Source organism: Marinovum sp. J2-8, from assembly GCF_055808435.1.
This window is the reverse complement of the sequence record NZ_JBVVRZ010000002.1, coordinates 399,910-423,760: the sequence shown is the minus strand read 5'-3', so window position 1 is coordinate 423,760 and position 23,851 is coordinate 399,910. Positions and strand designations below refer to the sequence as shown.

General features: G+C 59.4%; 22 protein-coding genes, 1 other RNA gene and 1 pseudogene. 9 read left to right on the top strand and 15 right to left on the bottom strand.

Features of this window, described 5'->3' with window-relative positions; genetic code table 11:
• The first annotated feature begins 24 nt into the window (after nt 1-24).
• The gene (gene olsB / locus AC0L4F_RS07925) at nt 25-840 is read left to right on the top strand and encodes an L-ornithine N(alpha)-acyltransferase (protein WP_244687682.1); all 816 of its coding nucleotides are present in this window, start codon (nt 25-27) and stop codon (nt 838-840) included.
• A complete protein-coding gene (gene olsA / locus AC0L4F_RS07920; RefSeq protein WP_244687126.1) occupies nt 837-1,682 on the top strand; it encodes a lyso-ornithine lipid O-acyltransferase in 846 nt (281 codons plus the stop codon). The genes olsB and olsA overlap by 4 nt, the downstream gene beginning before the upstream one ends.
• On the opposite strand, the gene AC0L4F_RS07915 is transcribed toward olsA, so the two are convergent.
• Both AC0L4F_RS07915 and AC0L4F_RS07910 read right to left on the bottom strand, forming a co-directional pair.
• On the bottom strand, nt 1,679-2,299 hold the full coding sequence (locus AC0L4F_RS07915) for a thiamine phosphate synthase (RefSeq protein ID WP_244687124.1): 621 nt from the start codon (nt 2,297-2,299) through the stop codon (nt 1,679-1,681). The genes olsA and AC0L4F_RS07915 overlap by 4 nt on opposite strands.
• A gap of 53 nt (nt 2,300-2,352) precedes the next feature.
• Nucleotides 2,353-2,697: a TfoX/Sxy family protein gene (locus tag AC0L4F_RS07910; RefSeq protein WP_244687122.1), complete on the bottom strand. Its 345-nt coding sequence runs from the start codon at nt 2,695-2,697 to the stop codon at nt 2,353-2,355.
• Nucleotides 2,698-2,801: 104 nt separating this feature from the next.
• On the opposite strand from AC0L4F_RS07910, the gene AC0L4F_RS07905 reads away from it, so the two are divergent.
• Nucleotides 2,802-3,602, top strand: a complete 801-nt coding sequence (locus tag AC0L4F_RS07905) for an RNA methyltransferase (protein WP_244687120.1) — start codon at nt 2,802-2,804, stop codon at nt 3,600-3,602.
• A gap of 71 nt (nt 3,603-3,673) precedes the next feature.
• Here the strand turns inward: AC0L4F_RS07905 and AC0L4F_RS07900 are convergent, their stop codons facing one another.
• Nucleotides 3,674-3,988 (bottom strand): SH3 domain-containing protein, encoded by a 315-nt coding sequence (locus AC0L4F_RS07900; protein WP_244687118.1) that lies wholly within the window; start codon nt 3,986-3,988, stop codon nt 3,674-3,676.
• Nucleotides 3,989-4,216: 228 nt separating this feature from the next.
• On the opposite strand from AC0L4F_RS07900, the gene ctaA reads away from it, so the two are divergent.
• Nucleotides 4,217-5,365 (top strand): heme A synthase, encoded by a 1,149-nt coding sequence (gene ctaA, locus AC0L4F_RS07895; RefSeq protein WP_244687116.1) that lies wholly within the window; start codon nt 4,217-4,219, stop codon nt 5,363-5,365.
• Entirely contained in the window at nt 5,362-6,837 is a 1,476-nt protein-coding gene (locus AC0L4F_RS07890; RefSeq protein WP_244687114.1) for a carboxypeptidase M32, read from the top strand. The genes ctaA and AC0L4F_RS07890 overlap by 4 nt, the downstream gene beginning before the upstream one ends.
• Before the next feature lie 57 nt (nt 6,838-6,894).
• Here the strand turns inward: AC0L4F_RS07890 and AC0L4F_RS07885 are convergent, their stop codons facing one another.
• Nucleotides 6,895-7,305 (bottom strand): DoxX family protein, encoded by a 411-nt coding sequence (locus AC0L4F_RS07885; RefSeq protein WP_244687112.1) that lies wholly within the window; start codon nt 7,303-7,305, stop codon nt 6,895-6,897.
• Nucleotides 7,306-7,407: 102 nt separating this feature from the next.
• Nucleotides 7,408-10,147, bottom strand: a pseudogene (gene gyrA / locus AC0L4F_RS07880) (DNA gyrase subunit A).
• 194 nt (nt 10,148-10,341) lie between these two features.
• Between gyrA and AC0L4F_RS07875 the strand changes: the two are divergent.
• Nucleotides 10,342-10,611, top strand: coding sequence for an usg protein (locus tag AC0L4F_RS07875; RefSeq protein ID WP_244687110.1), 270 nt, complete (start codon nt 10,342-10,344; stop codon nt 10,609-10,611).
• A 303-nt stretch (nt 10,612-10,914) separates the two neighbouring features.
• Here the strand turns inward: AC0L4F_RS07875 and AC0L4F_RS07870 are convergent, their stop codons facing one another.
• Nucleotides 10,915-11,496, bottom strand: a complete 582-nt coding sequence (locus tag AC0L4F_RS07870; RefSeq protein ID WP_244687109.1) for a lipid-binding SYLF domain-containing protein — start codon at nt 11,494-11,496, stop codon at nt 10,915-10,917.
• Nucleotides 11,497-11,602: 106 nt separating this feature from the next.
• Nucleotides 11,603-12,598, bottom strand: coding sequence for a porphobilinogen synthase (gene hemB, locus AC0L4F_RS07865; protein ID WP_244687107.1), 996 nt, complete (start codon nt 12,596-12,598; stop codon nt 11,603-11,605).
• 188 nt (nt 12,599-12,786) lie between these two features.
• Here hemB and AC0L4F_RS07860 point away from each other — a divergent pair, with 188 nt between their 5' ends.
• From AC0L4F_RS07860 to AC0L4F_RS07850, 3 genes are all read left to right on the top strand, one after another.
• The gene (locus AC0L4F_RS07860; protein WP_244687681.1) at nt 12,787-13,275 is read left to right on the top strand and encodes a component of SufBCD complex; all 489 of its coding nucleotides are present in this window, start codon (nt 12,787-12,789) and stop codon (nt 13,273-13,275) included.
• Between the two features lie 80 nt (nt 13,276-13,355).
• Nucleotides 13,356-16,865, top strand: a complete 3,510-nt coding sequence (gene mfd / locus AC0L4F_RS07855) for a transcription-repair coupling factor (protein WP_244687105.1) — start codon at nt 13,356-13,358, stop codon at nt 16,863-16,865.
• Nucleotides 16,866-17,037: 172 nt separating this feature from the next.
• On the top strand, nt 17,038-17,601 hold the full coding sequence (locus tag AC0L4F_RS07850; protein WP_244687103.1) for a class I SAM-dependent methyltransferase: 564 nt from the start codon (nt 17,038-17,040) through the stop codon (nt 17,599-17,601).
• 60 nt (nt 17,602-17,661) lie between these two features.
• Here AC0L4F_RS07850 and AC0L4F_RS07845 read toward each other — a convergent pair whose 3' ends face one another.
• The 8 genes from AC0L4F_RS07845 to ssrA form a co-directional block, all read right to left on the bottom strand.
• Nucleotides 17,662-17,889, bottom strand: a complete 228-nt coding sequence (locus AC0L4F_RS07845) for a ribbon-helix-helix domain-containing protein (protein WP_244687101.1) — start codon at nt 17,887-17,889, stop codon at nt 17,662-17,664.
• A gap of 180 nt (nt 17,890-18,069) precedes the next feature.
• Nucleotides 18,070-18,378: a DUF4169 family protein gene (locus AC0L4F_RS07840; protein WP_244687099.1), complete on the bottom strand. Its 309-nt coding sequence runs from the start codon at nt 18,376-18,378 to the stop codon at nt 18,070-18,072.
• Nucleotides 18,379-18,384: 6 nt separating this feature from the next.
• The gene (fumC, locus tag AC0L4F_RS07835) at nt 18,385-19,776 is read right to left on the bottom strand and encodes a class II fumarate hydratase (protein WP_244687097.1); all 1,392 of its coding nucleotides are present in this window, start codon (nt 19,774-19,776) and stop codon (nt 18,385-18,387) included.
• 52 nt (nt 19,777-19,828) lie between these two features.
• Nucleotides 19,829-20,401 carry a class I SAM-dependent methyltransferase gene (locus tag AC0L4F_RS07830; RefSeq protein WP_244687095.1) on the bottom strand — a complete coding sequence of 191 codons (573 nt, stop codon included), beginning with the start codon at nt 20,399-20,401 and terminating at the stop codon, nt 19,829-19,831.
• A 221-nt stretch (nt 20,402-20,622) separates the two neighbouring features.
• Complete coding sequence (locus AC0L4F_RS07825) at nt 20,623-21,099, bottom strand: SspB family protein (RefSeq protein ID WP_244687093.1); 477 nt, start codon at nt 21,097-21,099, stop codon at nt 20,623-20,625.
• Nucleotides 21,100-21,173: 74 nt separating this feature from the next.
• Complete coding sequence (gene chrA, locus AC0L4F_RS07820) at nt 21,174-22,343, bottom strand: chromate efflux transporter (RefSeq protein WP_348524075.1); 1,170 nt, start codon at nt 22,341-22,343, stop codon at nt 21,174-21,176.
• An 82-nt stretch (nt 22,344-22,425) separates the two neighbouring features.
• Complete coding sequence (locus tag AC0L4F_RS07815; protein WP_244687091.1) at nt 22,426-23,256, bottom strand: chromate resistance protein ChrB domain-containing protein; 831 nt, start codon at nt 23,254-23,256, stop codon at nt 22,426-22,428.
• A 229-nt stretch (nt 23,257-23,485) separates the two neighbouring features.
• Nucleotides 23,486-23,835: a transfer-messenger RNA gene (gene ssrA / locus AC0L4F_RS07810) on the bottom strand.
• Nucleotides 23,836-23,851 lie beyond the last annotated feature (16 nt).

The window sequence follows — 23,851 nt, the reverse complement described above, 5'->3', positions numbered from 1 at the left end:
GAGGTGAAGGAAAGCGGAACGAAGATGACGACACCCGATTTTTCTGTCCGTCTGGCACAATCCCGGGCCGAGGTTCGTGCGGCTCAGGCACTGCGCTATCGCGTGTTTGTGCAGGAGCTCGGCGGTGGCGGTGATATGGTTGATCATGACGCCGGGTTGGAAATCGACCGGTTCGATCCCTATTTCGACCATCTGCTGTTGATCGACAAAAACCGCGCGGATGATCCCGTTGTGGGGGTCTATCGTGTGCTGCGCGATGATCAGGCCCGCGCGCTGGGGCAGTTTTACTCGGACGAGGAATATGACCTCTCGGCCCTGTTGTCGTCGGGGCGGCGGTTGATGGAATTGGGCCGGTCCTGTCTGCATCGCGATTATCGCGGCGGGCCGGGCATGTTTTTGCTGTGGCAGGCGCTGGGGCGCTACGTGCAGGAACACAGCATCGAGGTTCTGTTTGGCGTCGCCAGCTTTCACGGCACCGATGCCGCCCCTTTGGCGCAACCGCTTTCGTCGCTCTATCACAACCATCTGGCACCGGAAAACTTGCGCGTGCGTGCGCGGCCAGCCCATTACCAGCGCATGGATCTTTTGCCGCCAGAGCAGGTTGATCGGCGCGAGGCGATCGTCCAGACGCCGTCGCTGATAAAGGCCTATCTGCGTCTTGGTGGATGTGTCGGCGAAGGTGCCTGGATCGACCACGCGTTCAACACCACCGACGTCTGTCTGGTGATGGATACCGCCCGGATGAACGCCCGCCAAAAGAAGCTTTATGCGGCGGCACCTGATGACACCAGCGATACGGCAAACCTGCGCAATCTCGGTGGGTTGGACGGGTTGAAATGACCACCACCTGGGTCAGCGATGTCCCACCGCCCCCGATCTACCGGCCGCGCGGACTGGCTGACTGGTGGCGTGTGGCCCGGCGTGGTGTGCCGATGGCGGCGGTGATCGGCATCGGGGTTGTTGTCTTGATGATGATCCGGCTGGTGGAATGGCCGCTGTTTGGCGCGCGGCGTCCACTGTCGCCGCATGTCACCGTGATGGTTTGCCGGGCAACGATCTGGTTGATTGGTATCGGTCGGGTTGTGCGCGGTCGCCCGATGCGGCGGCGGGGTGCATTTGTCGCCAATCACGTGGCCTGGCTGGATGTCTTTATGCTGAATTCCGCCCGCGACCTCTATTTCGTGGCCAAGTCCGAGGTGGCGCAATGGCCGGGGATCGGGTTTCTGGCACGGGCCACCGGCACATTGTTCATTGCCCGCGCGCGGCGCGAGGCCAAGGTGCAACAGGATCTGTTCCGCAGCCGCCTGCTTAGCGGGCATCACCTGTTGTTCTTTCCCGAAGGCACATCCACCGATTCCTGCCGGGTTCTGCCGTTCAAACCGACGTTGTTTGCCGCGTTTTTCGATGAGGCCCTGCGCCATGAAATGCATATCCAACCGATCACGCTGGTGTATCACGCGCCGACCGGGGGCGATCCGCGATTCTACGGCTGGTGGGGCGATATGGATTTTGGCAGCCATCTTCTGGCGATGCTCGCCACCCCGAAACACGGATGGGCCGAGGTGATTTTTCACGATCCGGTCCGGGTGGATGATTTTTCCAACCGAAAATCGCTTGCCCTGGATCTGGAACAGACCGTGCGCCGGGCCCTGGAACAGGCCCGACCCGACGCCAAATCTTAGGCGGTCATCACGCCATACAATGTCTTGATCCGCGCCACAGGATCAGGATCGGACCAGATTTCATCGCCAAGCGCAAAGAAATCGGTCATTGGCGCAAGTTCGCGAATGGACTGTTCGTCCAATCCGCCCTCTGCGACCACGGGCAATTCGATCACCTTGGACCACCAGTCAAACAGCTCTCGCTCGACCACGGCACCGTCGCCCAGGGCATTTTCGCCAACCGGCCCGAAACAGATATAATCCGCCCCGGCCTCGCCGCCGTTCATGCCGTCATGGCGCGATACGCCGGCATGCAGGCCGACAATCGCCTCTTCGCCCAATGTCTTGCGGGCGGCGCGCACGCTGTGGGTGTCATCCAGATGCACACCGTCCAGCCCCAGCCGTTCCGCCAGCAGCACATGGTTGGAAATCACCAGTGCAATATCGCGGGCATGGGTGATGTCACGGCACAGATCCGCCGCGCGTGCGATTTCATCTTCATCATGGCTGGCCAGTGCCAACCGCAGACAGGCGACGGGGACCGCATCAAGAACCGACTCCAATGTACTGCCATAGCTGGACAATTCAAATGACGGCGGGGTGACGAGGTAGATTTGCGGATGCTCGATCTCGGCCATTGCGGGCTCCAAATTCTTGATTGTTGTCCTATAGCGGGGATTCTCGGCAATGGCTACTTCGCAGGCAGCGCATCGACAAAATCCAATGCCAGCCGCAACAATCCCATCCGGGTGTCGTCGCGGTCGATGTCATCTTCATAAAGCTCGATCATCCCGCCCATCGGTCGCCCGGTAAAGGCCATGGGCCGGGCACCCTCCAGCGCCAATGCCGCATCTGCACCGCCCTTGCCAACCCGGTACATAAGCCCGCGTTTGTGAACGCCGCACAGCATATTGCCATTCAGCATCACGCAGAGGCCGCCAAACATTTTTCGTTCCGACAATTCCGCAATGCGCGGCCCCAAAGCCGCGCCAAGGTCTTCGTTCATCAGGGTCTCGAAACCGGGGTCATAGGCCATGGCGCACCTCGTTGTCGCAAAAGATCTTGGCTTTGCCCATAGTTTACCCAGCAAGATGAAGCGGGGGAATTGCTCTTTTTGGCGGTGTTGCGTATTTGGCGGGCATGAATGAACGCCAGACATATCACCCGCAGCCCGCCATTGTCCTTGTCCGCCCGCAAATGGGCGAAAATATCGGCGGGGCCGCCCGCGCGATGTGGAATTTCGGATTGGACCGGATGCGGGTTGTTGCGCCGCGCGACGGTTGGCCGAATTCGCGCGCGATTGCCATGGCATCCGGGGCCGGTCGGCTGTTGGATGATGCCGGACACTTTCCCACCACAGCCGAGGCCGTGGGCGATTGCACCTTTGTCTTTGCCACCACCGCGCGCCAGCGTGGCCTGACCAAACCCGTGGTCAGCCCGGAACGCGCGATGCAGATGGCGGCGGAAAAGATTGCCGCCGGTGAAAAAGTGGCGGTGTTGTTCGGGCCGGAACGCGCGGGGTTGGAAAACGACGATATCGCGCTGGCCAATGCGATCATCTCGGTGCCGGTCAATCCAGAATTCGCCTCGCTCAACCTGGCGCAATGCGTTCTTCTGACCGCCTATGAATGGCGGCGGGCCAGCACTGATGTCACCCATGAAAGCATGGAAATGGCGAAAACGGACTGGGCCAGCACGATCGAAATCGAAAAACTGGCCCAACATTACGAAGATCGCCTGGACACCGCCGGCTTCTTCTTTCCCGAGGCCAAGGCAGAGGGCATGAAAATCAACCTGCGCAACCTGTGGAGCCGCATGCGTCTGACGCGGGCGGATGTGCAGATGTTGCACGGCGTCATGCGCCAGATGGTGCGGTGGAAGGAACGCGGCAGCGGGGAAATGGGCCGCGACACATCGGATGAACAAAAGAAAACGGACTGACCCGAAGGTCAGCCCGCTTTGGCTCTCCGAAGCCCCAGGCCGGTAATTAACCGGGGCTTTCGGATCGGGGCTTAGTAGCCGCCGCCATAATATTTCTTTTTCTTCGGCTTGTATGTGTTGTGGTGGCATTCATGCTTTTGCAGGTATTTCGCCGACACCCAGTAGTAATGACCTTTCCAGGACACTTTGGCCCAGCCTTTGTGGTATCCGACGACATGGATCCGGGTGCAGGAATGTACTTTGCCGATGACATCGTAATATGTGCCTGGGCCGGATCGTGCATTCAATGTGATGCCATGTTCGACCCAGTATGAAGTGGCAGAGGCGGTTGTGGCAGCAACACTGGTTCCAGCAACGAGCAGGGCGGCGAGAAGAAGATTTTTCATGGCTAGGTCCTTTTTGTGAATGTGATCAAACTTGGTTGGCGGTAGGTTAATTTCTATGCACTCAATCTAGCCCAAGCGCGGCATTACGCTAAGTCATGAATACCTGACCATGGAATTCCAGACCCTGGACCAGCACGAGGGCAGGTGGTTGAAGCCGGTCGCGCACCGGCCTAGTGTCCGCCAAAAGAGGATCTGGCCGACGCAAGATCCGGCCAAACGGAGACCTGAATGGCACAAAAACGCAAATTGTTCGAAGAGGTGGGGGCAGAGAAACCCGCCACTGCGCCGCGGGCGACCGGCATGATCGACAGCGGCAAACGCGGGGCACGGGGGGCGGTGCGGATCTGGCTGATGCTGCTGTTCGTGCTGGTGGTTGCCATGATCCTTGTGGGGGGGCTGACCCGGCTGACCGACAGCGGGCTGTCGATCACGGAATGGAAACCGGTCACCGGGGCGATGCCGCCAATGTCCGAGGCCGCCTGGGACTCTGAGTTCGAGAAATACAAAACCATCCCGGAGTACGAGCTGCAAAACAGCGGTATGACGCTGGAAGAGTTCAAGACGATCTATTGGTGGGAATGGGGCCATCGCCAGTTGGGCCGTTTCATCGGTCTGGTCTGGGCGATCGGGTTCTTCGGCTTTTTGGTCTTGCGGAAAATCCCGCCGGGATGGACCGGTCGGTTGGTGATCCCCGGTGCTTTGGGCGGTCTTCAGGGCGCTGTTGGCTGGTGGATGGTGTCCTCTGGTCTGGAAGGCACGATGCTGGATGTGGCCAGCTATCGTTTGGCCACGCATCTGGGGCTGGCCTTTGTGATTCTGGGCGTGCTGGCGTGGTATATCTTTCACCTTGGCCGCGAAGAACGCGCCTTGATGCAGAGCCGCCGTCACCGCGAGGCAAAGCTGTTTTCGATGGGCACCGGGTTGATGCATTTCGCCATGTTGCAGATCCTGATCGGGGCGCTGGTCGCCGGGATAGATGCCGGGCGCAACTACACCGATTGGCCGCTGATGGCGGGTGGATTCTTCCCTCCGTTCCCGTTCGACATCACCCCGGTCTGGCGCAATTTCTTTGAAAATGACGGGCTGGTGCAATTCATGCATCGCATGGCCGGCGATCTGTTGTTCATCTTTGGCATCGTGGTCTGGCGGCGGTCGCGCAAATCGCCGAATGGCCAGACCCGGTTTGCCTTTAACGCCGTTCTGGCGGTGATGACCCTGCAGGTGGTTCTGGGCATTGTCACGGTGCTCTACTCTGCGCAATTGCATATCGCGATCACGCACCAGCTGGGCGCTGTCCTGCTTTGGGTGTTGATCCTGCGGGCGCGGTTTGCGGCCGGTTATCCCACATCTGACAAAATCCAAGGAAGCATAAGATGAGCGCCTATGACGATCTGATGGCGTTTCAGCGCCAAACCGAAGCTTTGGGGCAGGTGGCCGGGCGGCTGGGCTGGGATCAGGAAACCATGATGCCGCGCGGCGCCGCCGATCAACGCGGCGAAGAGATTGGCGCATTGGAAGAGGTGCTGCATGCGCGCCGCACCGCGCCAGAGCTGGGCGCATGGCTGGCCGAGATCGACGATGCCGGATTGGATGCCGTGGGGCAGGCGCAGATGCGCCATATCCGCAAGAACCATGAACGGGCCTCGAAAGTACCGGCCAAACTGGCGTCACGTCTGGCGCGCGTCACCTCGGTTGCCTTTGGCAAATGGGCCGCGGCGCGCGAAGCCGAAGATTTTTCGGCCTTTGCCCCGGTGCTGGCCGAGGTGGTCGCGCTGCGCCGCGAAGAGGGCGCGCATATTGCCGATGGCGGGGATGTCTATGACGCGCTGATGCAGGGGTATGAGCCGGGCGCAACTGGCGACCAGATTGCCGGGATGTTCAACGATTTGCGCCCCGGTCTGGTGGCGCTTCGGGCCTCGGTTCTGGATTGTCCGCCCGCGCCAGAAGTGTCGGGCGATTTTGACGAAGCCGCGCAAATGGTGCTGAGCCGCCGCGTCGCCGAGGTTTTTGGCTATGATTTCGACCGCGGGCGCATCGACAAGGCGGTGCATCCCTTCAGTTCCGGCAGCGGATCGGATGTGCGCATCACCACCCGCACGGCGGCCGATGATCCGTTCAACTGCATTTACTCCACCATCCACGAGGTCGGCCATGCCTGTTACGAACAGGCCATCGACGCCGATTATGCGCTGACGCCGCTGGGCGCTGGCGTGTCGCTGGGCGTGCATGAGAGCCAGAGCCGGATCTACGAAAACCAGCTGGGCCGGTCGCGCGCCTTCTGTCAGTGGCTCTATGGTCAGATGCGCGATGCGTTTGGGGATCTGGGCGTCAAAGACGAGAATGCGTTTTATGCGGCTGTGAACCGTGTGCATCGCGGCTATATCCGCACCGAATCCGACGAGGTGCAATATAATCTGCACATCATGCTGCGCTTTGATCTGGAACGCGATCTGGCCCATGGCAAGCTTGAGGTCGCGGATTTGCAGGATGCCTGGAACGCGCGTTTTGCCGCCGATTTCGGTTATGAGGTCGACAAGCCGTCAAATGGCGTGTTGCAGGATGTGCATTGGGCGGCGGGCCTTTTGGGCTATTTCCCGACCTATGCGCTTGGCAATGTCTATGCCGGCTGTCTGCATCAGGGGCTGCGCAACGCGCTGCCGGGATTGGATGATCAACTGGCGTCTGGTGATCTGACACAGGCCACCGGATGGCTGCGCGACAATCTGCAATGTCATGGCGGGCTTTATGCGCCGCGTGATGTGGTCGAACGCGCCTGCGGGTTCACCCCGTCCGAGGCACCGTTGCTGGGCTATCTTCAGGCGAAATTCGCCGATCTTTACGCTCTTTAAAACGAATAGGGCCGCCGATATTCCGGCGGCCCATTCCTTGATTGTCGTGCGCGGGGCTCAGGCTGTGGCCGCCGTGGATTTGCCGCTAATCACCGCGTCAACCGACCATTGGCCTGCACCGGCCAGCGCCAGCGCCAGATAACCGCCGCCCAAAGCCAGGTTTTTCAGGAAAATTGTCATCTGCAACTGATCTGCGGGGACAAAGTGGTAGAGCACACCCGCGGCGATGCTGAAGCCACCCAGCGCAAGTGCGGCCAAACGTGTCTGGAACCCGACAAGCAGCGCGATACCGCCAAGGATTTCCAGCAGGATCACCGGCCAGGCCAAAATCGCCGGCACGCCGCCCGATGCCATATAGCCCGCAAAACCGGCGACATCGCCAAGTTTGCCAACACCGGCCAGAATAAACATCGTGGCCAGCAAGATACGGGCCACAAGCAGCCCAAGGTTTTGTGTCGTGGAGTTCATTGGAATGTCCTTCCGTTGTGCATGTCTGACGCCGATATGGCATTGTGCACAACGGAAAGGAATTCAGGTAATTTTAACAGTTACTGCGCACGAATGCACAGATTATTCTTCTTGTTCGTCATCCTCGTCGGATTCGGCGATCCAGGCCACGCTGACCACTTCTTCGCCTTTGCCGGTGTTGAACACCCGGACGCCGCCCGCGCTGCGCGACCGGAAGGAAATCCCCTCGACCGGCACGCGGATCGACTGGCCGCGCGATGTGGCCAACATGATCTGGTCGTCCATATCCACCGGGAAACAGGCAATGATCGGCCCAGATGGCAGGCCCTTGGTCCAGGCGGTCACGCCCATCCCGCCGCGCCCGCGCACAGGGTAGTCATGCGAGGATGAGATCTTGCCCGCACCCGCCGCCGAAATCGTCAGGATCAGATCCTCGGCCGCAGACATTTCCGCATAACGTTCGGTGGACAGCTGGCCAGCTTCGACCGCTTCTTCCTCATCATCCGAGGCCTCGTCTTCGGTGATCCCGGCCATCAGACGACGTTGTTTGAGGTAAGCCACACGCTCTTGTGACGAAGCCTCGAAATGTCGGATCACCGACATCGACACAACCTTGTCACTGTCCGAAAGTTTGACCCCACGCACGCCGACCGAATTGCGGCTGTTGAACACCCGCACATCTGTCGTCGGGAACCGGATGGCCCGGCCCGCATTGGTCACCAACATCACATCGTCATCCTCGGAACAGATGCGGGCATTGATCAGCGACATGCCGGCATTCTCATCCTCGAACTTCATCGCGATCTTGCCGTTGGCCTTGACGTTGGTGAAATCCGAAAGCCGGTTGCGGCGCACCGTGCCCTTGTCGGTGGCAAAGACGATTTGCAGGTCGTCCCATTCCTTTTCATCGCGGTCCACCGGCATGATGGCGGCAATCGACACCCCGGTCGGGATCGGCAGGATGTTCACAATCGCCTTGCCCTTGGCCGTGCGCCCGCCCAGCGGCAAACGCCAGGTCTTGAGCTTGTACGCCATGCCGTCGGTGGTGAAGAACAGCAATTGGGTGTGGGTGTTGGCGACAAACAATGTGGTGACCACATCGTCATCCTTGGTCGACATCCCCGAAAGCCCCTTGCCCCCGCGTCGCTGAGAACGGAAATCGGCCAGCGGAGTGCGTTTGATATAGCCGGTCTGGGTGACCGTCACGACCATATCCTCACGCTCGATCAGGTCTTCGTCTTCCATATCACCGGACCAATCGGCGATCTCGGTGCGGCGCGGCACGGCAAACAGCTCGCGCACCTCGGTCAACTCATCCGAGATGATGGTCATGATCCGCTCGCGCGAGGACAGGATATCAAGGTAATCCTTGATCTTGCCAGGCCAGTTCTTCCAACTCGTCCGTGACTTCCTTGACCCCGATCTGGGTCAGGCGTTGCAGGCGCAGCTCCAGGATTGCGCGTGCCTGCGCCTCGGAGAGGTTATAGGTGCCATCGTCGTTCATCGTATGGGTCGGATCGTCAATCAACCGGATATATCCGGCAATCTCTGCCGCAGGCCAACGCCGTTCCATCAACTTGGTCCGTGCCTCTGCCGCATCGGCCGAGGCACGAATGGTGGCAACAACCTCATCCACATTGGTGACGGCGACGGCCAAACCACAAAGAATATGACTGCGTTCGCGCGCCTTGCGCAAAAGATATGCGGTGCGACGGGCGACCACATCCTCGCGGAAATCAAGGAACGAGGTCAGGAAGGCACGCAAGGTCAGCTGTTCCGGCCGACCCCCGTTCAAGGCCAGCATGTTGCAGCCGAAATAGGTCTGCATCGGGGTAAAGCGGAACAGCTGGTTCAGTACCACCTCGGGCGTGGCATCCCGTTTCAGCTCGACAACCACACGCACCCCATTGCGGTCACTCTCGTCCTGAACATGCGCAATGCCTTCGATGCGCTTTTCACGCGCGGCTTCGGCGATCTTCTCGATCATCGACGCCTTGTTCACCTGATAGGGGATCTCGTCGACAACAATGGCGTAGCGATCCTTGCGGATCTCTTCGACGCGGGTCTTGGCGCGAATGATCACGCTGCCGCGCCCCTCAAGATAGGCTTTGCGCGCGCCGGAACGGCCAAGGATCATGCCGCCGGTCGGGAAATCCGGGGCGGGCACATAGTCGATCAATTGTTCCGACGTCAGATCGGGGTCATTGATCAACGCCATGCAGGCATCAATCACCTCACCCAGATTATGCGGCGGGATATTGGTCGCCATGCCGACGGCAATACCGCCCGCACCATTGACCAACATGTTGGGGAAACGGGCAGGGAGGACAGTGGGTTCCTTGTCCTTGCCATCGTAGTTGTCCTGAAAATCAACGGTTTCCTTGTCGATGTCCGACAAGAGATAGGCCGAAGGTTTGTCCATCCGCACTTCGGTATAGCGCATGGCCGCGGCATTATCGCCATCCATCGAACCAAAGTTGCCCTGACCATCCAACAGCGGCAGCGACATCGAAAAGTCCTGCGCCATCCGCACCAAGGCATCGTAAATCGCACTGTCGCCATGCGGGTGATACTTACCCATCACATCGCCAACCGGACGCGCCGATTTGCGATAGGGCTTGTCATGCGCGTTGTTGGTTTCGTGCATTGCATAAAGAATGCGCCGATGCACAGGTTTTAACCCATCGCGCAGGTCCGGGATCGCCCGGCTGACAATGACCGACATCGCATAGTCCAGATAGGACGACCGCATCTCGTCAGTGATCGAAACCGTCGGGCCATCATACCCCGGTTGCTTCGGGTTTTCTTCTTCGTTCTCAGGTGTTTGGGGCGTGTCGCTCACGTGTACTTCACCGCTTTTTGTCGGTTTCTATATATTGTTAGCGCAGACTATATCAGAGACAGGATATGGGGTGCAATCGCTGGTTTGACCCGTTTTGGCAGCCATGCCAACAGATTGATAACATGTTGTTTTTATTGAAAGTTGACGAATTCTTGGCATGATTCCCGACAGGTAACAAAAGAAGGAGGCAAATCATGCAGATGAGCGAGACCGAAATGATGTTGCGCGGGTACGGTCTGACCACCGCAGAATTCTTTTACCGGATGCCGGACTACGTCCATGTGCTGAACAGCTATGTCTGGCAGGATTATGATACGGCGCCTGACCACCCGCGTCTGTTCAAGTTCATTGAATTTTGGCAGGACGAGATCGAGGGCCCCTTGCATTCGGTGAGCTTCACCCACCGCAAGATGATAGGGCCGGGTGAATGGCAAAATGTGGTGGGTGAGTTCACCTATCATTGATGTTGCGTCGGCTTCGCCGCCGCGCGGGAGGGGGCCAGCCCCCTCTTGGCCTTTGGCCAATTCACCCCCGGGATATTTCTGAACAGAAGAAGTAACAGACCATGAAGTAACGGACCATTAAGGTTAATCGCCATAAGCTTATATCGCGGTACAGGCGGGGACGCCGATGGCCGTAACAGGAGAAGGCCCCCGGTGAGTTGAAGACCGCCGGGGGCTGGACCGGCCTTGGTCCTTCTTCTGTTTAAAAATATCCTGGGGGAGTCCTGAAAGGACGGGGGCAGAGCCCCCATGCGCCGGTCAGGATCAGGGGATGATTCTGGTGTATTTCACGCCTTCCAGCGTTGCCCCCACGCGCAGGCCCGCCTGGCCGAACACCACCGCAATGATCGGGGCAAGTGAGGTTGTTGTTTCGGCGCTCAGATCACCACCGCCATCGGGAATGGCGTATTCCACACCGGCCCCAGCCGCGAAGCCAGGTGAACGGCGGAAGTTCTCAAGCGCTTGATCGGTCATGAAGAACAGCACATGCGCATATTGCTGAGCCCCGATCTGCAAACCGGTCGACAGTTTGGTCAAGGCATAATAATCGACCGTGGCGCCGTTGATGCGCAAAGCGCCGCGGCCATATCCGCCACCCAGCCCAAGGCCCGCTTCGGTGACCAGCGGCATCACCATCATTGCCGCTGATTTCGCCGCCACTTGCCGAGTGGCGGGGAATTCGGAATAGAGCTGTGCCAAGGTGCTGTCGACGCGGGCGTCAATTGTTGCCGGTCCACGGGAGCCGACACCATTGCCACAGGCGGCGAGGGTCAATGCGCCCAGTCCTGACAAGACGAATGCGCGGCGTCCGGTCCGGACGTTTGAACGACGGGAGAGTTGGGTCATGTCTACCTCTGCTCGAAAACCTCTGATCGCCGGTCTTGTCGCCGGTCGCGCGCAGTTTAGACCAGCGCTTGGGTGCTGTCACCTGCCAAACCCCGGTCCTAGCGGTTTATTGCCCGTTCAGCATCCGTGCCGCTTGTGGCGCGAAATAGGTCAGCACCCCGTCACATCCCGCGCGTTTGAAGGCCATCAGGCTTTCCAGCATCACCTTGTCGCCATCGATCCAGCCATTGAGCGCCGCGGCCTGGATCATCGCGTATTCGCCGGACACCTGATAGGCAAACGTCGGGGCGCCGAAGCGATCTTTGACCCGGTGGCAGATGTCCAGATAGGGCAGGCCGGGTTTGATCATCACCATGTCCGCGCCTTCCCGCAGGTCGCGTTCCACCAGGCGCAGCGCCTCGTTGGTATTGGCAGGATCCATTTGGTAGGTGCTTTTGTCGCCTTTCAACGCGCCAGAGGCGCCGACGGCGTCGCGGAACGGGCCATAGAATGCGCTGGCGTATTTCGCAGAGTAGCTGAGAAGCGACACATTGCTGTGACCGCCCTGTTCCAGGGCCTGGCGCAGCGCGCCAATGCGGCCATCCATCATGTCTGAGGGTCCAATGATATCGGCGCCGGCCTCGGCCTGGCTCAGCGCCTGTTTCACCAGCGCCTCGACCGTGGCGTCATTGACGATTTCGCCTTCAACAACAAAACCATCGTGGCCGTTGATATTATAGGGGTCCAGCGCCACATCGGTCATCACCGCCATCTCTGGCACCGCAGTTTTGATCGCGCGGGTGGCCCGGTTTGACAGGTTTTGCGGGTTCCAGGCCTCGGCACAATCTTCGGTTTTCAGGCTGGGGTCCGTGTATGGGAACAGGCAGATCGCGGGAATGCCAAGGTCAAAGGCTTCGCGCGCCGCGTCGCCGATCCGGTCGACGGAACGGCGCACAACGCCGGGCATTGACGACACTGGCTCTTCGATGCCCTCGCCGTCGCGCACAAACACCGGCCAGATGAAATCCGCGGGGCTCAGTGTGTTTTCCCGGACAAGGTCGCGAATGGCTCCGCTTTTGCGATTGCGGCGAAACCGGGCGGCGGGATAGGGGGCGATTGTCATGGGACACTCCTGCATGGGTCGGCGTTTTCTGCCAATCCTGTTGCCCCAAGTCCAGCCCCGAAGCATGCCTGCAGGTCACGATGCGCAACCTCTGGGCAAGCGGTTCCGCTTGGGCTAAGGATGCCACGCGCGTTTATCAGGAGTGCCCGGTGTCAGATCTGCAACTTGTCTTGTTTGAGCATATCGACATGCGCAGTTTCTCGAACCTCTGGTTCTGGATTGCTTTGGCGGTGATGTGGTCCACGGCAAGCCATTGGGTCTTGGGCGTGCCGTTTGACATGGTTGCCCATGCCCGCAAACACGGCCATCAGGCCCAGGTCGATCTGGAAGATCTGGTGCGTATTCATACCAAGCGGTTGTTGTATATTTCTCAGGTCGCCGGGTTGTGGCTTTTGGGGCTGGCCTGTTTTCTGCTTAGCGGGTTGCTGGTGCTGGGGTTTTATTACCGGGTCGAATTTGCCCAAGCGGTTTTTCTGTTGGTTTTCCCGATGTGTCTGGTGGGGTTGCTCAGCCTTGGCACCGCGCGCCGGATTGTCGATGACCATCTGACGGGCGAGCCATTGCAACGGCGGCTGATCCGGCATCGGTTCTGGGTACAGCTGATTGGTGTCGCGTCGATTTTTGTCACCGCGATGTGGGGCATGTATCAGAATTTCTCGCTTCAGGTGCTGGGTTAAGCGGCCTGGTGGGTCTTGGGCGGGTTTTGGGCCGGTCTTCGCGGTTGACCTCTGCGGTCGGCTGACGCACTTAGCTTTCCATGTCAGATCCCATTTCCAGACCGCTGGTTGTTGGCGGCGCGCCCGAGGGCTTTGATGCCCGCCTGATCCTTGAGGAAGTCGCGAAAAGCGGCGGCCCGGTGTTGCACATTGCCCGCGATGACAAACGTCTGGCGGCGATGCAGGCGGCGCTGGCGTTCTTTGCGCCGGACATGCCGGTGATGACCTTTCCGGCCTGGGATTGCCTGCCTTATGACCGGGTGTCGCCCAATGCCGATATTTCTGCTGTGCGCATGGCGACGCTGGCGGGGCTGGTGCATGGCATGCCGGATCGGTTTGTGTTGTTGACGACCTTGTCCGCCGCGACCCAGAAAATCCCGGCACGTGACGTGTTGCGCGAAGCGGCGTTTTCGGCCCGCGTCGGCAGCCGGATCGACGAGGCCGCCCTGCGTGGTTTTCTGGTGCGGATGGGGTTTGTACAGGCCCCGACCGTGATGGAGCCCGGCGATTATGCCGTGCGGGGCGGCATTATCGACATTTTCCCACCGGGCGAAGGCGGGCCTGTGCGGCTGGATCTGTTCGGCGATGTGCTGGACGGGGCGCGGGGTTTTGATCCCGCAACCCAGCGCACGACCGAGAAAATGGAGCTGGTCGAGCTGGCACCGGTGTCCGAGGTCATTCTGGACGAGGCCGCGATCACCCGTTTCCGGCAAAACTATCGCATCGAATTCGGGGCGGCCGGCAGTGATGATCCATTGTATGAGGCCGTTAGTGCCGGGCGCAAACATCAGGGGGCCGAGCATTGGCTGGGCCTGTTCCATGACCGTTTGGAAACCCTGTTCGATTACCTGCCCAAGGCGACGGTGAGCCTGGATGATCAATCAACCCCGGTGCGGCTCAGCCGATGGGAGATGATCGAAGATCAATATGAAACCCGCCGTCTGGCCATGGCAAATAAATCGCGCATGGACAGCGTTTACAAACCTGCGCCGCCGGACACGCTGTATCTGGATGATGCGGCCTGGCAGGCGGCTTTGGGGGCGCGACGGATCTTGCAGCTGCATCCGTTGGCCCAGGCCTCTGGTCCGGGCGTGCGCGATGCGGGCGGGCGGATTGGACGCAACTTCGCGCCCGAGCGACAGCAGGAAAACATAAGCCTTTTCGGGGCTTTGGCGGATCATGTCAAAGCAAAGATGCAGGCCGGCCCGGTGGTGATCGCTTCTTATTCCGAAGGCGCGCGCGAGCGGCTCTCGGGCTTGATCGAGGACGAGGGGCTTGCCGAAACCGTCCATATCCGCGACGCGCGGGGCATTGGCAAACGTGGGCTGCATCTGGCGGTCTGGGCCTTGGAGCACGGGTTCGAGGGGCCGCTGACCGCAGGCGGCGACGCGGGCGGCCCACAGTCCAGCATCACGGTGATTTCCGAACAGGATGTCCTGGGCGACCGGTTGATCCGCTCGGCCAAGAAAAAGCGCCGGGCCGAAAATTTCCTGACCGAGACCCAATCGCTCAGCCCCGGTGACATGGTGGTGCATGTCGATCACGGCATTGGCCGCTATCACGGGCTGGAGGTGATCACCGCCGCCGGGGCCGCGCATGAATGTCTGGCGCTGGAATATGCCGAGAATTCCAAGCTTTATCTGCCGGTCGAGAATATCGAGCTGCTGTCGAAATATGGCCACGAGGCGGGGTTGCTGGACAAGCTGGGCGGCGGTGCCTGGCAGGCCAAGAAAGCCAAACTGAAAGAACGCATTCGCGAGATGGCGGAGCGGTTGATCCGCGTGGCTGCCGAACGCGCGCTGCGCAAGGCCCCGGTGATGGACCCGCCGCATGGGTCCTATGAGGATTTCAGCGCCCGGTTCCCATACGAAGAAACCGACGATCAGCTGCGCGCCATTGGCGATGTGATGGACGACATGCATTCCGGCCAGCCGATGGATCGGTTGATCTGCGGTGACGTTGGGTTTGGCAAGACCGAGGTCGCGATGCGCGCGGCTTTTGTGGCGGCCATGTCGGGCATGCAAGTGGCGGTGATTGCCCCGACCACGCTGCTGGCGCGGCAACATTATCAAAGCTTTACCGAGCGGTTTCGCGGTTTTCCGGTCAATGTGCGCCCCCTGTCGCGCTTTGTGTCGAGCCGCGATGCGGCGCTGACCCGCGAGGGGATTTCCAAAGGTACAGCCGACATCGTGATCGGCACCCATGCCTTGCTTGCCAAATCCATCCGTTTTCAAAACCTTGGCCTGCTGATCATCGACGAAGAACAGCATTTCGGCGTGAGCCACAAGGAACGGCTGAAACAGCTGCGCACCGACATTCATGTGCTGACGCTGACCGCGACACCGATTCCGCGTACCCTGCAATTGTCGCTGTCGGGGGTGCGGGATCTGTCGATCATTGGAACGCCGCCGGTCGATCGGCTGGCGATCCGCACCTATGTCAGCGAATTTGATGCGGTCACGATCCGCGAGGCGCTGTTGCGCGAACATTATCGCGGCGGGCAAAGTTTCTATGTCGTGCCGCGCCTGAAGGACCTGCCGGAAATCGAGGATTTCCTGAAAAATCAGGTGCCAGAGGTGTCTTATGTCGTGGGCCATGGCCAGATGGCCGCGGGCGAGCTTGATGACAAGATGAACGCCTTTTACGACGGCAAATATGACGTGTTGTTGGCAACCACCATTGTGGAATCCGGTCTGGATATTCCGACCGCCAACACGATGATTGTGCATCGGTCCGACATGTTTGGTCTGGCGCAGCTCTATCAAATTCGTGGCCGGGTGGGGCGGTCGAAAACCCGCGCCTATGCCTATCTGACCACCAAACCGCGCGCCAAATTGACCGATACCGCCGAAAAACGTCTGCGGGTGCTGGGCTCGCTCGATACGCTGGGGGCCGGGTTTACGCTGGCCTCGCAGGATCTGGATATTCGCGGTGCCGGCAATCTTCTGGGCGAGGAACAATCGGGCCAAATGCGCGATGTCGGATATGAGCTGTATCAATCCATGCTGGAAGAGGCGATTGCCAAGATCCGTTCCGGCGAGATGGAGGGGCTGAACGACAGCGACGATCAATGGGCGCCACAGATCAATCTGGGCGTGCCGGTGTTGATCCCCAATGACTATGTCCCGGATCTGGATGTGCGGTTGGGGCTTTATCGGCGGTTGTCGTCGCTGACAACCAAGGTAGAGCTGGAGGGTTTTGCCGCCGAGCTGATCGACCGGTTCGGGAAATTGCCGAAAGAGGTCAATACCTTGCTTCTGGTTGTGCGGATCAAGGCGATGTGCAAACGGGCCGGGATTGCCAAACTGGACGCAGGTCCCAAGGGCGCGACGCTACAGTTCCACAATGACAAATATGGCTCGCCCCAGGGTTTGGTGGAATTCATCAAGGACCAGCGCGGGCTGGCCAAGGTCAAAGACAACAAGATCGTGGTACGCCGCGATTGGAACAGCGATACGGACAAGATCAAAGGTGCCTTTGCCATTGCCCGCGATCTGGCAGAAAAGCTGGTGGCGGAAAAGAAACGCGCCAAAGCCCGGGCAAACAAATAGGCCGTTTGGCCGCCGTGCATCGGTTTGTCTGATGCGCATTGAACACAGATCCGGGGATTTGCGGCGAATTTGACGCGAATTGCCGCTATTGGCCATGTGATGACATATTTGCGCCGGCTGCATTGGCTAGCAGAAGGATAAATAGGTGCAATAGCGACAAGAGGGTGTTCAGGTGGCAAGTCTCAACCGGGTGTTCATGCAGAAAAAAAGCCGGATGCTTATTCGGACGTTGGAGCCGGAGAAACTTGAAGCCGTGGAAATTTCCGGTGTCTGGGGCAAGAATTTCGGCTTTCGGAAATACCAATCGCTATACTATCCCAACCATGACATCTGTGCAGGCCCGCTGAGTGACGATGCGGGGGTCATCTCTTGTGATATTGTGCTGGCCAATCAGGTCTGGGAACATCTGGACCGGCCTTATGGCGCGATTGGCCATGTGCGCGAGATGCTGCGCCCCGGCGGATATTTCTGGGTCGCGGTGCCGTTTTTCGTGCCCTACCACGGCGCGCCAGTGGATTGTTCCCGCTGGTCGGCGCGGGGGTTGAAAAACCTGTTGATCGAAGCCGGTTTTCCCGAAGAAAACGTTGTGTCCGATCAATGGGGCAATCGGGCCGCCGGAATGCGCAATCTGGTTGGAAAATGGCCGCCGGTTTACGAAAAAGACCATGACGACCTGGAAAATGACGATCTGTTTCCGGTCTGTGCCTGGGCCCTGGCGCAAAAAGAAACCGACTGATCCGTTTCGTCGGTTTCCTGGACCTATAGCGCCGTCACCGCCGCAGGCGTCGCAGCCGTTTCAGGCCGCGTCAGCCTTGCGGTAATAGCGCAGAACATAAAGCCGGATCGCCGAAGCAAGACCACAGTCTGTGCCGCGTTCTTCGTCAATGTCAGCCGCCAAGGCGTTGATCGGTCGCCCTTTTTCCAGCGCAATCTCGCGCAATGCGTGCCAGAAGTCATCCTCAAGCGACACCGACGTGCGATGCCCCCGCAGGGTCAGAGAGCGTTTCTTGGGTCTTCCGTTCATGCCGGGCGTGTTCCCCATCAAAGTGGTTTGGCGTTCAGTCTGCACCGTGTTGCACCGGTACAAGGACATCAAAAGCACGGCCAGGCGTTCCGAAATCCCCGTGGAGTCGCGCGGCTGGCCTGCGGTCTTTATCGTCCTCTGTGTCGGTATACACAGAACTCGTGAAAGACTTACAAAACCTTAAGGCGATTTGATGTCATCGTCATCACTTGATGGTGGCATCTCCCGCTTCGCGTGATCAAGGTGCTTTTCCTGAAGCCTGACTTGCAGATCATCGTGATGTTTCTGCGCCTTGGACATGCCAAATTTCACGGCATTTTCAGAGGCTTGCGCCCTGTCGTTGCTGCGGGATTTTTGTTTGCGGGCTTGCCGCAGATTGATGATTTTTGCCGCCATGGGGTCTCCTTTGGCAAAAATCCTAGCAATCGCGCCGGTGGCGTCAATTGTGTTGCTCGGCACAGGCGGACCCGTGCCGAGCGTGGCGATCAAAAGCGCTTATTTCGGGCCAACCATGTTTTCCGGGCGGACCACACGTTCGAAGGTTTCTTCGTCGACAAAACCAAGGGCAATTGCCTCTTCTTTCAGCGTGGTTTTGTTCTTGTGCGCGGTCTTGGCGACCTTGGTTGCGTTGTCATAGCCGATTTCCGGCGCCAGCGCGGTGACCAGCATCAGCGATTCCCGCATCAGCTTTTCAATCCGGTCTTTGTCGGCCTCAAGGCCAACCACCAGATTGTCGGTGAATGCGCTGGCCGCGTCGCCCAGAAGCTGCATGCTTTGCAACACGTTATAGGCCATCATGGGCTTGTAGACGTTCAGCTCGAAATGGCCTTGCGACCCGGCAAAGCCGACCGCCGCGTCATTGCCAAAGACATGGGCACAGACCTGTGTCAGTGCCTCGCATTGGGTCGGGTTGACCTTGCCCGGCATGATCGACGAGCCGGGTTCGTTTTCCGGCAGGATCAATTCGCCCAATCCGCAGCGGGGACCAGAGCCCAGCAGGCGGATGTCGTTGGCGATCTTGAACAAAGATGCCGCCACGGTTTTCAGCGCGCCGGACATTTCGACCATTGCGTCATGTGCGGCTAGTGCCTCGAACTTGTTCGGGGCGGTGACAAAGGGCAGGCCGGTGATTTCGGCCATATTGGCGGCGACGGTTTCGCCCCAGCCCACCGGAGTGTTCAACCCGGTGCCAACAGCGGTGCCACCCTGTGCCAGCTCGTAGATCCGGCCAAGCGCGTCCTTGACCCGCTGGATGCCCATCGCGATCTGATGGGTATAGCCGCCAAATTCCTGGCTCAGCGTCAGCGGTGTCGCATCCTGGGTATGGGTGCGGCCAATCTTGATGATGCCGTCGAATTCCTCGACCTTCTTCTGCATCGCGGCGTGCAGCTTTTCCAAACCGGGGATCAGCACATCATGCGCGGTCATCGCGGTGGCGATATGCATGGCGGTGGGGAAGGTGTCGTTCGACGATTGACCCATGTTGCAATGGTCGTTCGGGTGCACCGGATCCTTGGTGCCCATTTCGCCGCCGAGGATTTCAATCGCGCGGTTGCCGATCACCTCGTTGGAATTCATGTTCGACTGGGTGCCCGATCCGGTCTGCCAGACCACCAGCGGGAAATTGTCGTCGAACTTGCCGTCATAGACTTCGCCGGCCGCCTGAATGATGGCATCGGCCAGACGGGCGTCCAATGCGCCACGGTCCTTGTTGGCCATGGCGCAGGCTTTTTTGATACAACCCAAGGCGCGTACAATCGCGATGGGCTGTTTTTCCCAACCGATGGGGAAGTTGATGATCGACCGCTGGGTTTGTGCGCCCCAGTATTTGTCTGCGGGGACGTCCAGCGGGCCGAAGCTGTCGGTTTCTGTGCGAGTTGCGGTCATTCGGGTCACTCCTTGGCGGTTTGCCCCTTCAATACCGCAACCGCCGATAAGATCAATGATGTATACGACGGAATACAAACACCCGCCCCGGCGGGAGATTGGCCCAAACCGTCGCGCGTTTTTCGGCGCTGAGCCCAAGTTCCATCAACATGTCCGGGGAAATCGGCGATTTCGGACTATAGGTCAGTTGGTTAAAGAAGCCATCGGGGCGCATGACACGAAAGGCACGACCGACAACTTCGCGCTGGATCGTGGGGCGTGCCAGCACAGGAACGCCGGAGATCACGGCACCAATCCCGCTCAGTCCGATGTCTTCGATTTCCTGCGCGGTGCGGTTCAACACTGTCACGCCGGGAAATTTTGCCCGCAAGGTTTCGCAGAACCGCGGGTTCATCTCCAGAAGGGTCAGCCGTTCCGGCGCGATTCCGCGGTCCAGGATCGCACGGGTGAAACTGCCTGTGCCGGGGCCGATTTCGACGATCGGGCCTTTGGCCTCTTCGACGCCTTCGGTCATTTTACGGGCATATAGCGCAGACGACGGGGCAATCGCCACAACCTCTGCGGGACGCCGCAACATTTCACCAAGGAAAAGTCCGATGTCGCTGGTGTTTGAATTTCGGGTCATTCAGGTCTCTCCATACAACCTGAAGAACCGATACAACCTGCTGCGCACCAATCAACGACCAACAGGCCGATGTCACCAAAGCTTCACGGGATATGCGACTGGCCGTTACCTGGCCACGCGGGACCCGTAGAAATACAGATCCCGGCCTGTTTCTCAGCCTGTCTTCTGGCCCGAACTTTGGCCCAAATCTTTGCCAGAACTTGGGCCTGTCGCCGCCGGGGTCATGATTTGCGGAAACTGTCCAGGCTGACCACTTCGGCATCTTTTGCGGCCGCTGGGGCGTCGGCCTTGGGGTCGCTGTCGTCTTCTTCTTCCGGCAGGGCGGCCAATGGCGCGTCCTCATCATCCTGAGATTCGAAGCGCAGGCCAAATTCCACCGACGGATCGACAAAGGTCTTGATCGCGTCATAAGGGATGTACAGCGGTTCCGGCGCATCGCCGAAATTCAGGGTAATCGAAAACCCGTCTTCGCCAACGTCCAGATTTTCATACCAATGTTGCACCACCACGGTCATATCAGCCGGATAGCGTTCCGACAGCCAGGCCGCCATTTCAACATTTGGCTGGGTGGTGTCAAAAGTTATGAAAAAATGATGCTCACCGGGAAGTCCGTTTGTAGAAACGTCTTCCAGCACCCGGCGGATTAATCCGCGCATGGCATGATGCATAAGATTGCCGTAGTCGATACTGCGAGACATGAATTTTCCCCGTCACATTGTACCCAATCATAGAAGATTCGGGTCGAAACAAAAGAGGGTGACGCGCAAGGATTTCACATTCCGGTAACCAAAGTCAGCCCCCAGGCCGCAAAAGCGCATATCAATAACGTTAGCGGTACCGCAAGCCGCCCCCAAAAGATGCAAATCGCGGCCAGACCGGTCAGGATAACGGCGGCGGGGGACAGGCTGTGCCAGTCCGGCACCAACAGATGGACCGGGCCGATGTCCCGTGTGGTTGCTTGCGCGAACCAGACGTTCAGCGCAAACCAGATCGACAGGTTGGCGATCACCCCGACAATGGCCGCCGTCACCGCCGACAGGGCGGCGCCGATACGCGGGCGGGTGGTGATCTGTTCCAGATAGGGGGCCCCGGCAAAGATCCACAGAAAGCACGGGGTAAAGGTCATCCAGAGCGCCAGAAACCCGGCCAGGATCATCCCGCCCCAGCCTGCCTCGTGAAAGCCTGCCAGATGGCCGACAAATTGCGTCACCAGAATTAGAGGCCCCGGCGTGGTTTCCGCCAGCCCCAGCGCGTCGATCATTTCCGGCGTGGTGATCCAGCCCTGGGCCTGAACCACCTCTTGCGTCATATAGGCCAGCACGGCGTAAGCACCGCCAAAGGTGACGAGCGCCAGTTTGCCAAAGAACAGCGACAGGTTCAGCAGAAAGTCCTGGTTCAGCGCCCAAAGGACAATCAGCGGTATCAGCCAGAGCGCCCCCCAGATCGGCACCGCCAACAGCGGCGCGCGCCCGGCCCGGGGCGGAATTTCCGGGGTCGGCGCGGAATTGGCGCGCATCGCCCCGAACAGCGCGGCAAGACCGACGATCAGCGGGAAAGGCAGCTGAAACAGGAACAACCCGACAAAAGCGGCCCCCGCCAGCAGGATCGCAACCCCGTCCTTCAGCGCCTTTTTCGACAAACGCCACAGGGCCTGCGCGACGATCACGATCACCGCCGCCTTGATCCCGACAAACAGGGTCTGCACCAGCCCGACATCGCCAAAACGGATATAGATCGCCGCCAGTGCCGCAATCACAAAGGCCCCGGGCAGCACAAACAACAGCCCCGCCAGAACCCCGCCAAAGGTGCCGCGCAACCGCCACCCGGCATAGGTCGCCAATTGCATGGCTTCGGGCCCCGGCAACATCATGCAAAAGCTGAGCGCACGCAGGAATTGCTCTTCGGTCAGCCACTTGCGGTCGTCGACCAATTCGCGGTGCATAACGGCAATCTGCGCCGCCGCCCGCCAAAGGACAGCAGACCAATGCGGCCAAAGGCATGCAACAATGCAGAATTCGAAATGCTCATGTCTTGTTCGCTCCGCCTGTGCTGGGGTCCGGCCAGTCGTGGGTTTCGTCAAAGCCGTCCCGCGCCCAGCGGTACAAGGCATCATAAAGCACCATGCCGGCATTCAGCTGCGCCTGGTCATCGCGGTATTGGCGGGACAGACCCACCGACATGGCCAAAAGTCCCGCAGCAACCGGATCGAGGTCATGGCGATCGGTATCTGCGGCACGGATCACGCGGGCCATGCGCATCAACGGCTGGGATTTCAGCTGAAACTCCTCCAGCATGGTGTCAAAGGTGCATTGCGAGTTGCGATGCGACCAGAACACATCCGTGACATCAAATGGCGTGGCGCCAAATCGTTCGGCAACGCCTATGACCTCTGCCGGAGAGACAAACAGGAACCGCGCATTGCGATCCACAAACCGGCGGATCAACCAGGGACAGGCGATGCGGTCGATCTTGGGCCGGTGGCGCGTGACCCAGAGGCTTGCGCCATCGACGGGCGGTGGCATCACGGCGGCGGGAATGCGCAGGGTGTCCGCCGCATCGCGCCAGCCATACATGCCACCAGACAGGTATTCGGCGCTGATCCCTTCGGCGCGCAACCATGCGGTCATGCCCTGGCTAAGCTTGATCCCGCGCTGGCAGATTATGACCGCGCGTTTGCCACGCAGCCGCGCCACCAGACCGGCCGCGTCGGTATGCGCAAAGCGATAAGAGCCGGGGATCATGTAAGGATCGGCAGCAAAATCCGGGTCAATCGAGATATCCACAATATCCGGGCAATCGGGGGTTCCGATCAGTCGGTTTAACTGTGGTACGGTAATTTCATTGGGCGCAGGCATGGCACATCCCTTCCGCGTGGCGCTGAATTACGGGTCACTTGGCGTTGGATGCGACTTTGGGCCGAAGCCTCACGGGGCAGTCGCGATTCGCCCCATGCCGCCAAACTTCCCCATGGCGCAGCGGTTGTCAAACCAGTGGCGCGGGTCGCGAAGATTTAATATCGCGCCGTCCGCAGTCGCAGTGATGTCCGCGCCGGTCGTGTACCGGGGGTATTGGAGAGGGGGAGGTAGTGCAGGTTTCTGTTGCCAGGTACCTGCGAACCCCGCCAAAGGCTGCAAAGCCAGAGGACTTAGATTTCGATAGTTAGGACCGCTTACGCAGCCATCGCCATCGGAGCTTTGTTGTCATTTGCAACTAGCTTAAGTGTACCGATAACGGTGGTAACTCACCGAAACAAAGCTAACTCCTTTAGACGTTCGTCGATCCTGTTTCGTCCCCATGGTCCCCAAATGAGGGATGTTTGGTGGAGACGCCGGGTACCGCCCCCGGGTCCGAACCGCTTATTACGAGCGCGTTTATGTTCATAGTCCCGAAGGACAAAGAGCAATATAGGGCCAATCTGTGGGGATGTTAAGGGGCGATGTCGTGAAAAGA

Excerpts from the sequence above, each read along its gene's own strand:
- olsB (WP_244687682.1), top strand. The coding sequence starts at position 25 with ATGACGACACCCGATTTTTCTGTCCGTCTGGCACAATCCCGGGCCGAG.
- olsA (WP_244687126.1), top strand. The coding sequence starts at position 837 with ATGACCACCACCTGGGTCAGCGATGTCCCACCGCCCCCGATCTACCGG.
- AC0L4F_RS07915 (WP_244687124.1), bottom strand. The coding sequence starts at position 2,299 with ATGGCCGAGATCGAGCATCCGCAAATCTACCTCGTCACCCCGCCGTCA.
- AC0L4F_RS07910 (WP_244687122.1), bottom strand. The coding sequence starts at position 2,697 with ATGGCCTATGACCCCGGTTTCGAGACCCTGATGAACGAAGACCTTGGC.
- AC0L4F_RS07905 (WP_244687120.1), top strand. The coding sequence starts at position 2,802 with ATGAATGAACGCCAGACATATCACCCGCAGCCCGCCATTGTCCTTGTC.
- AC0L4F_RS07900 (WP_244687118.1), bottom strand. The coding sequence starts at position 3,988 with ATGAAAAATCTTCTTCTCGCCGCCCTGCTCGTTGCTGGAACCAGTGTT.
- ctaA (WP_244687116.1), top strand. The coding sequence starts at position 4,217 with ATGGCACAAAAACGCAAATTGTTCGAAGAGGTGGGGGCAGAGAAACCC.
- AC0L4F_RS07890 (WP_244687114.1), top strand. The coding sequence starts at position 5,362 with ATGAGCGCCTATGACGATCTGATGGCGTTTCAGCGCCAAACCGAAGCT.
- AC0L4F_RS07885 (WP_244687112.1), bottom strand. The coding sequence starts at position 7,305 with ATGAACTCCACGACACAAAACCTTGGGCTGCTTGTGGCCCGTATCTTG.
- AC0L4F_RS07875 (WP_244687110.1), top strand. The coding sequence starts at position 10,342 with ATGCAGATGAGCGAGACCGAAATGATGTTGCGCGGGTACGGTCTGACC.
- AC0L4F_RS07870 (WP_244687109.1), bottom strand. The coding sequence starts at position 11,496 with ATGACCCAACTCTCCCGTCGTTCAAACGTCCGGACCGGACGCCGCGCA.
- hemB (WP_244687107.1), bottom strand. The coding sequence starts at position 12,598 with ATGACAATCGCCCCCTATCCCGCCGCCCGGTTTCGCCGCAATCGCAAA.
- AC0L4F_RS07860 (WP_244687681.1), top strand. The coding sequence starts at position 12,787 with ATGCGCAGTTTCTCGAACCTCTGGTTCTGGATTGCTTTGGCGGTGATG.
- mfd (WP_244687105.1), top strand. The coding sequence starts at position 13,356 with ATGTCAGATCCCATTTCCAGACCGCTGGTTGTTGGCGGCGCGCCCGAG.
- AC0L4F_RS07845 (WP_244687101.1), bottom strand. The coding sequence starts at position 17,889 with ATGAACGGAAGACCCAAGAAACGCTCTCTGACCCTGCGGGGGCATCGC.
- fumC (WP_244687097.1), bottom strand. The coding sequence starts at position 19,776 with ATGACCGCAACTCGCACAGAAACCGACAGCTTCGGCCCGCTGGACGTC.
- AC0L4F_RS07830 (WP_244687095.1), bottom strand. The coding sequence starts at position 20,401 with ATGACCCGAAATTCAAACACCAGCGACATCGGACTTTTCCTTGGTGAA.
- AC0L4F_RS07825 (WP_244687093.1), bottom strand. The coding sequence starts at position 21,099 with ATGTCTCGCAGTATCGACTACGGCAATCTTATGCATCATGCCATGCGC.
- chrA (WP_348524075.1), bottom strand. The coding sequence starts at position 22,343 with ATGCACCGCGAATTGGTCGACGACCGCAAGTGGCTGACCGAAGAGCAA.
- AC0L4F_RS07815 (WP_244687091.1), bottom strand. The coding sequence starts at position 23,256 with ATGCCTGCGCCCAATGAAATTACCGTACCACAGTTAAACCGACTGATC.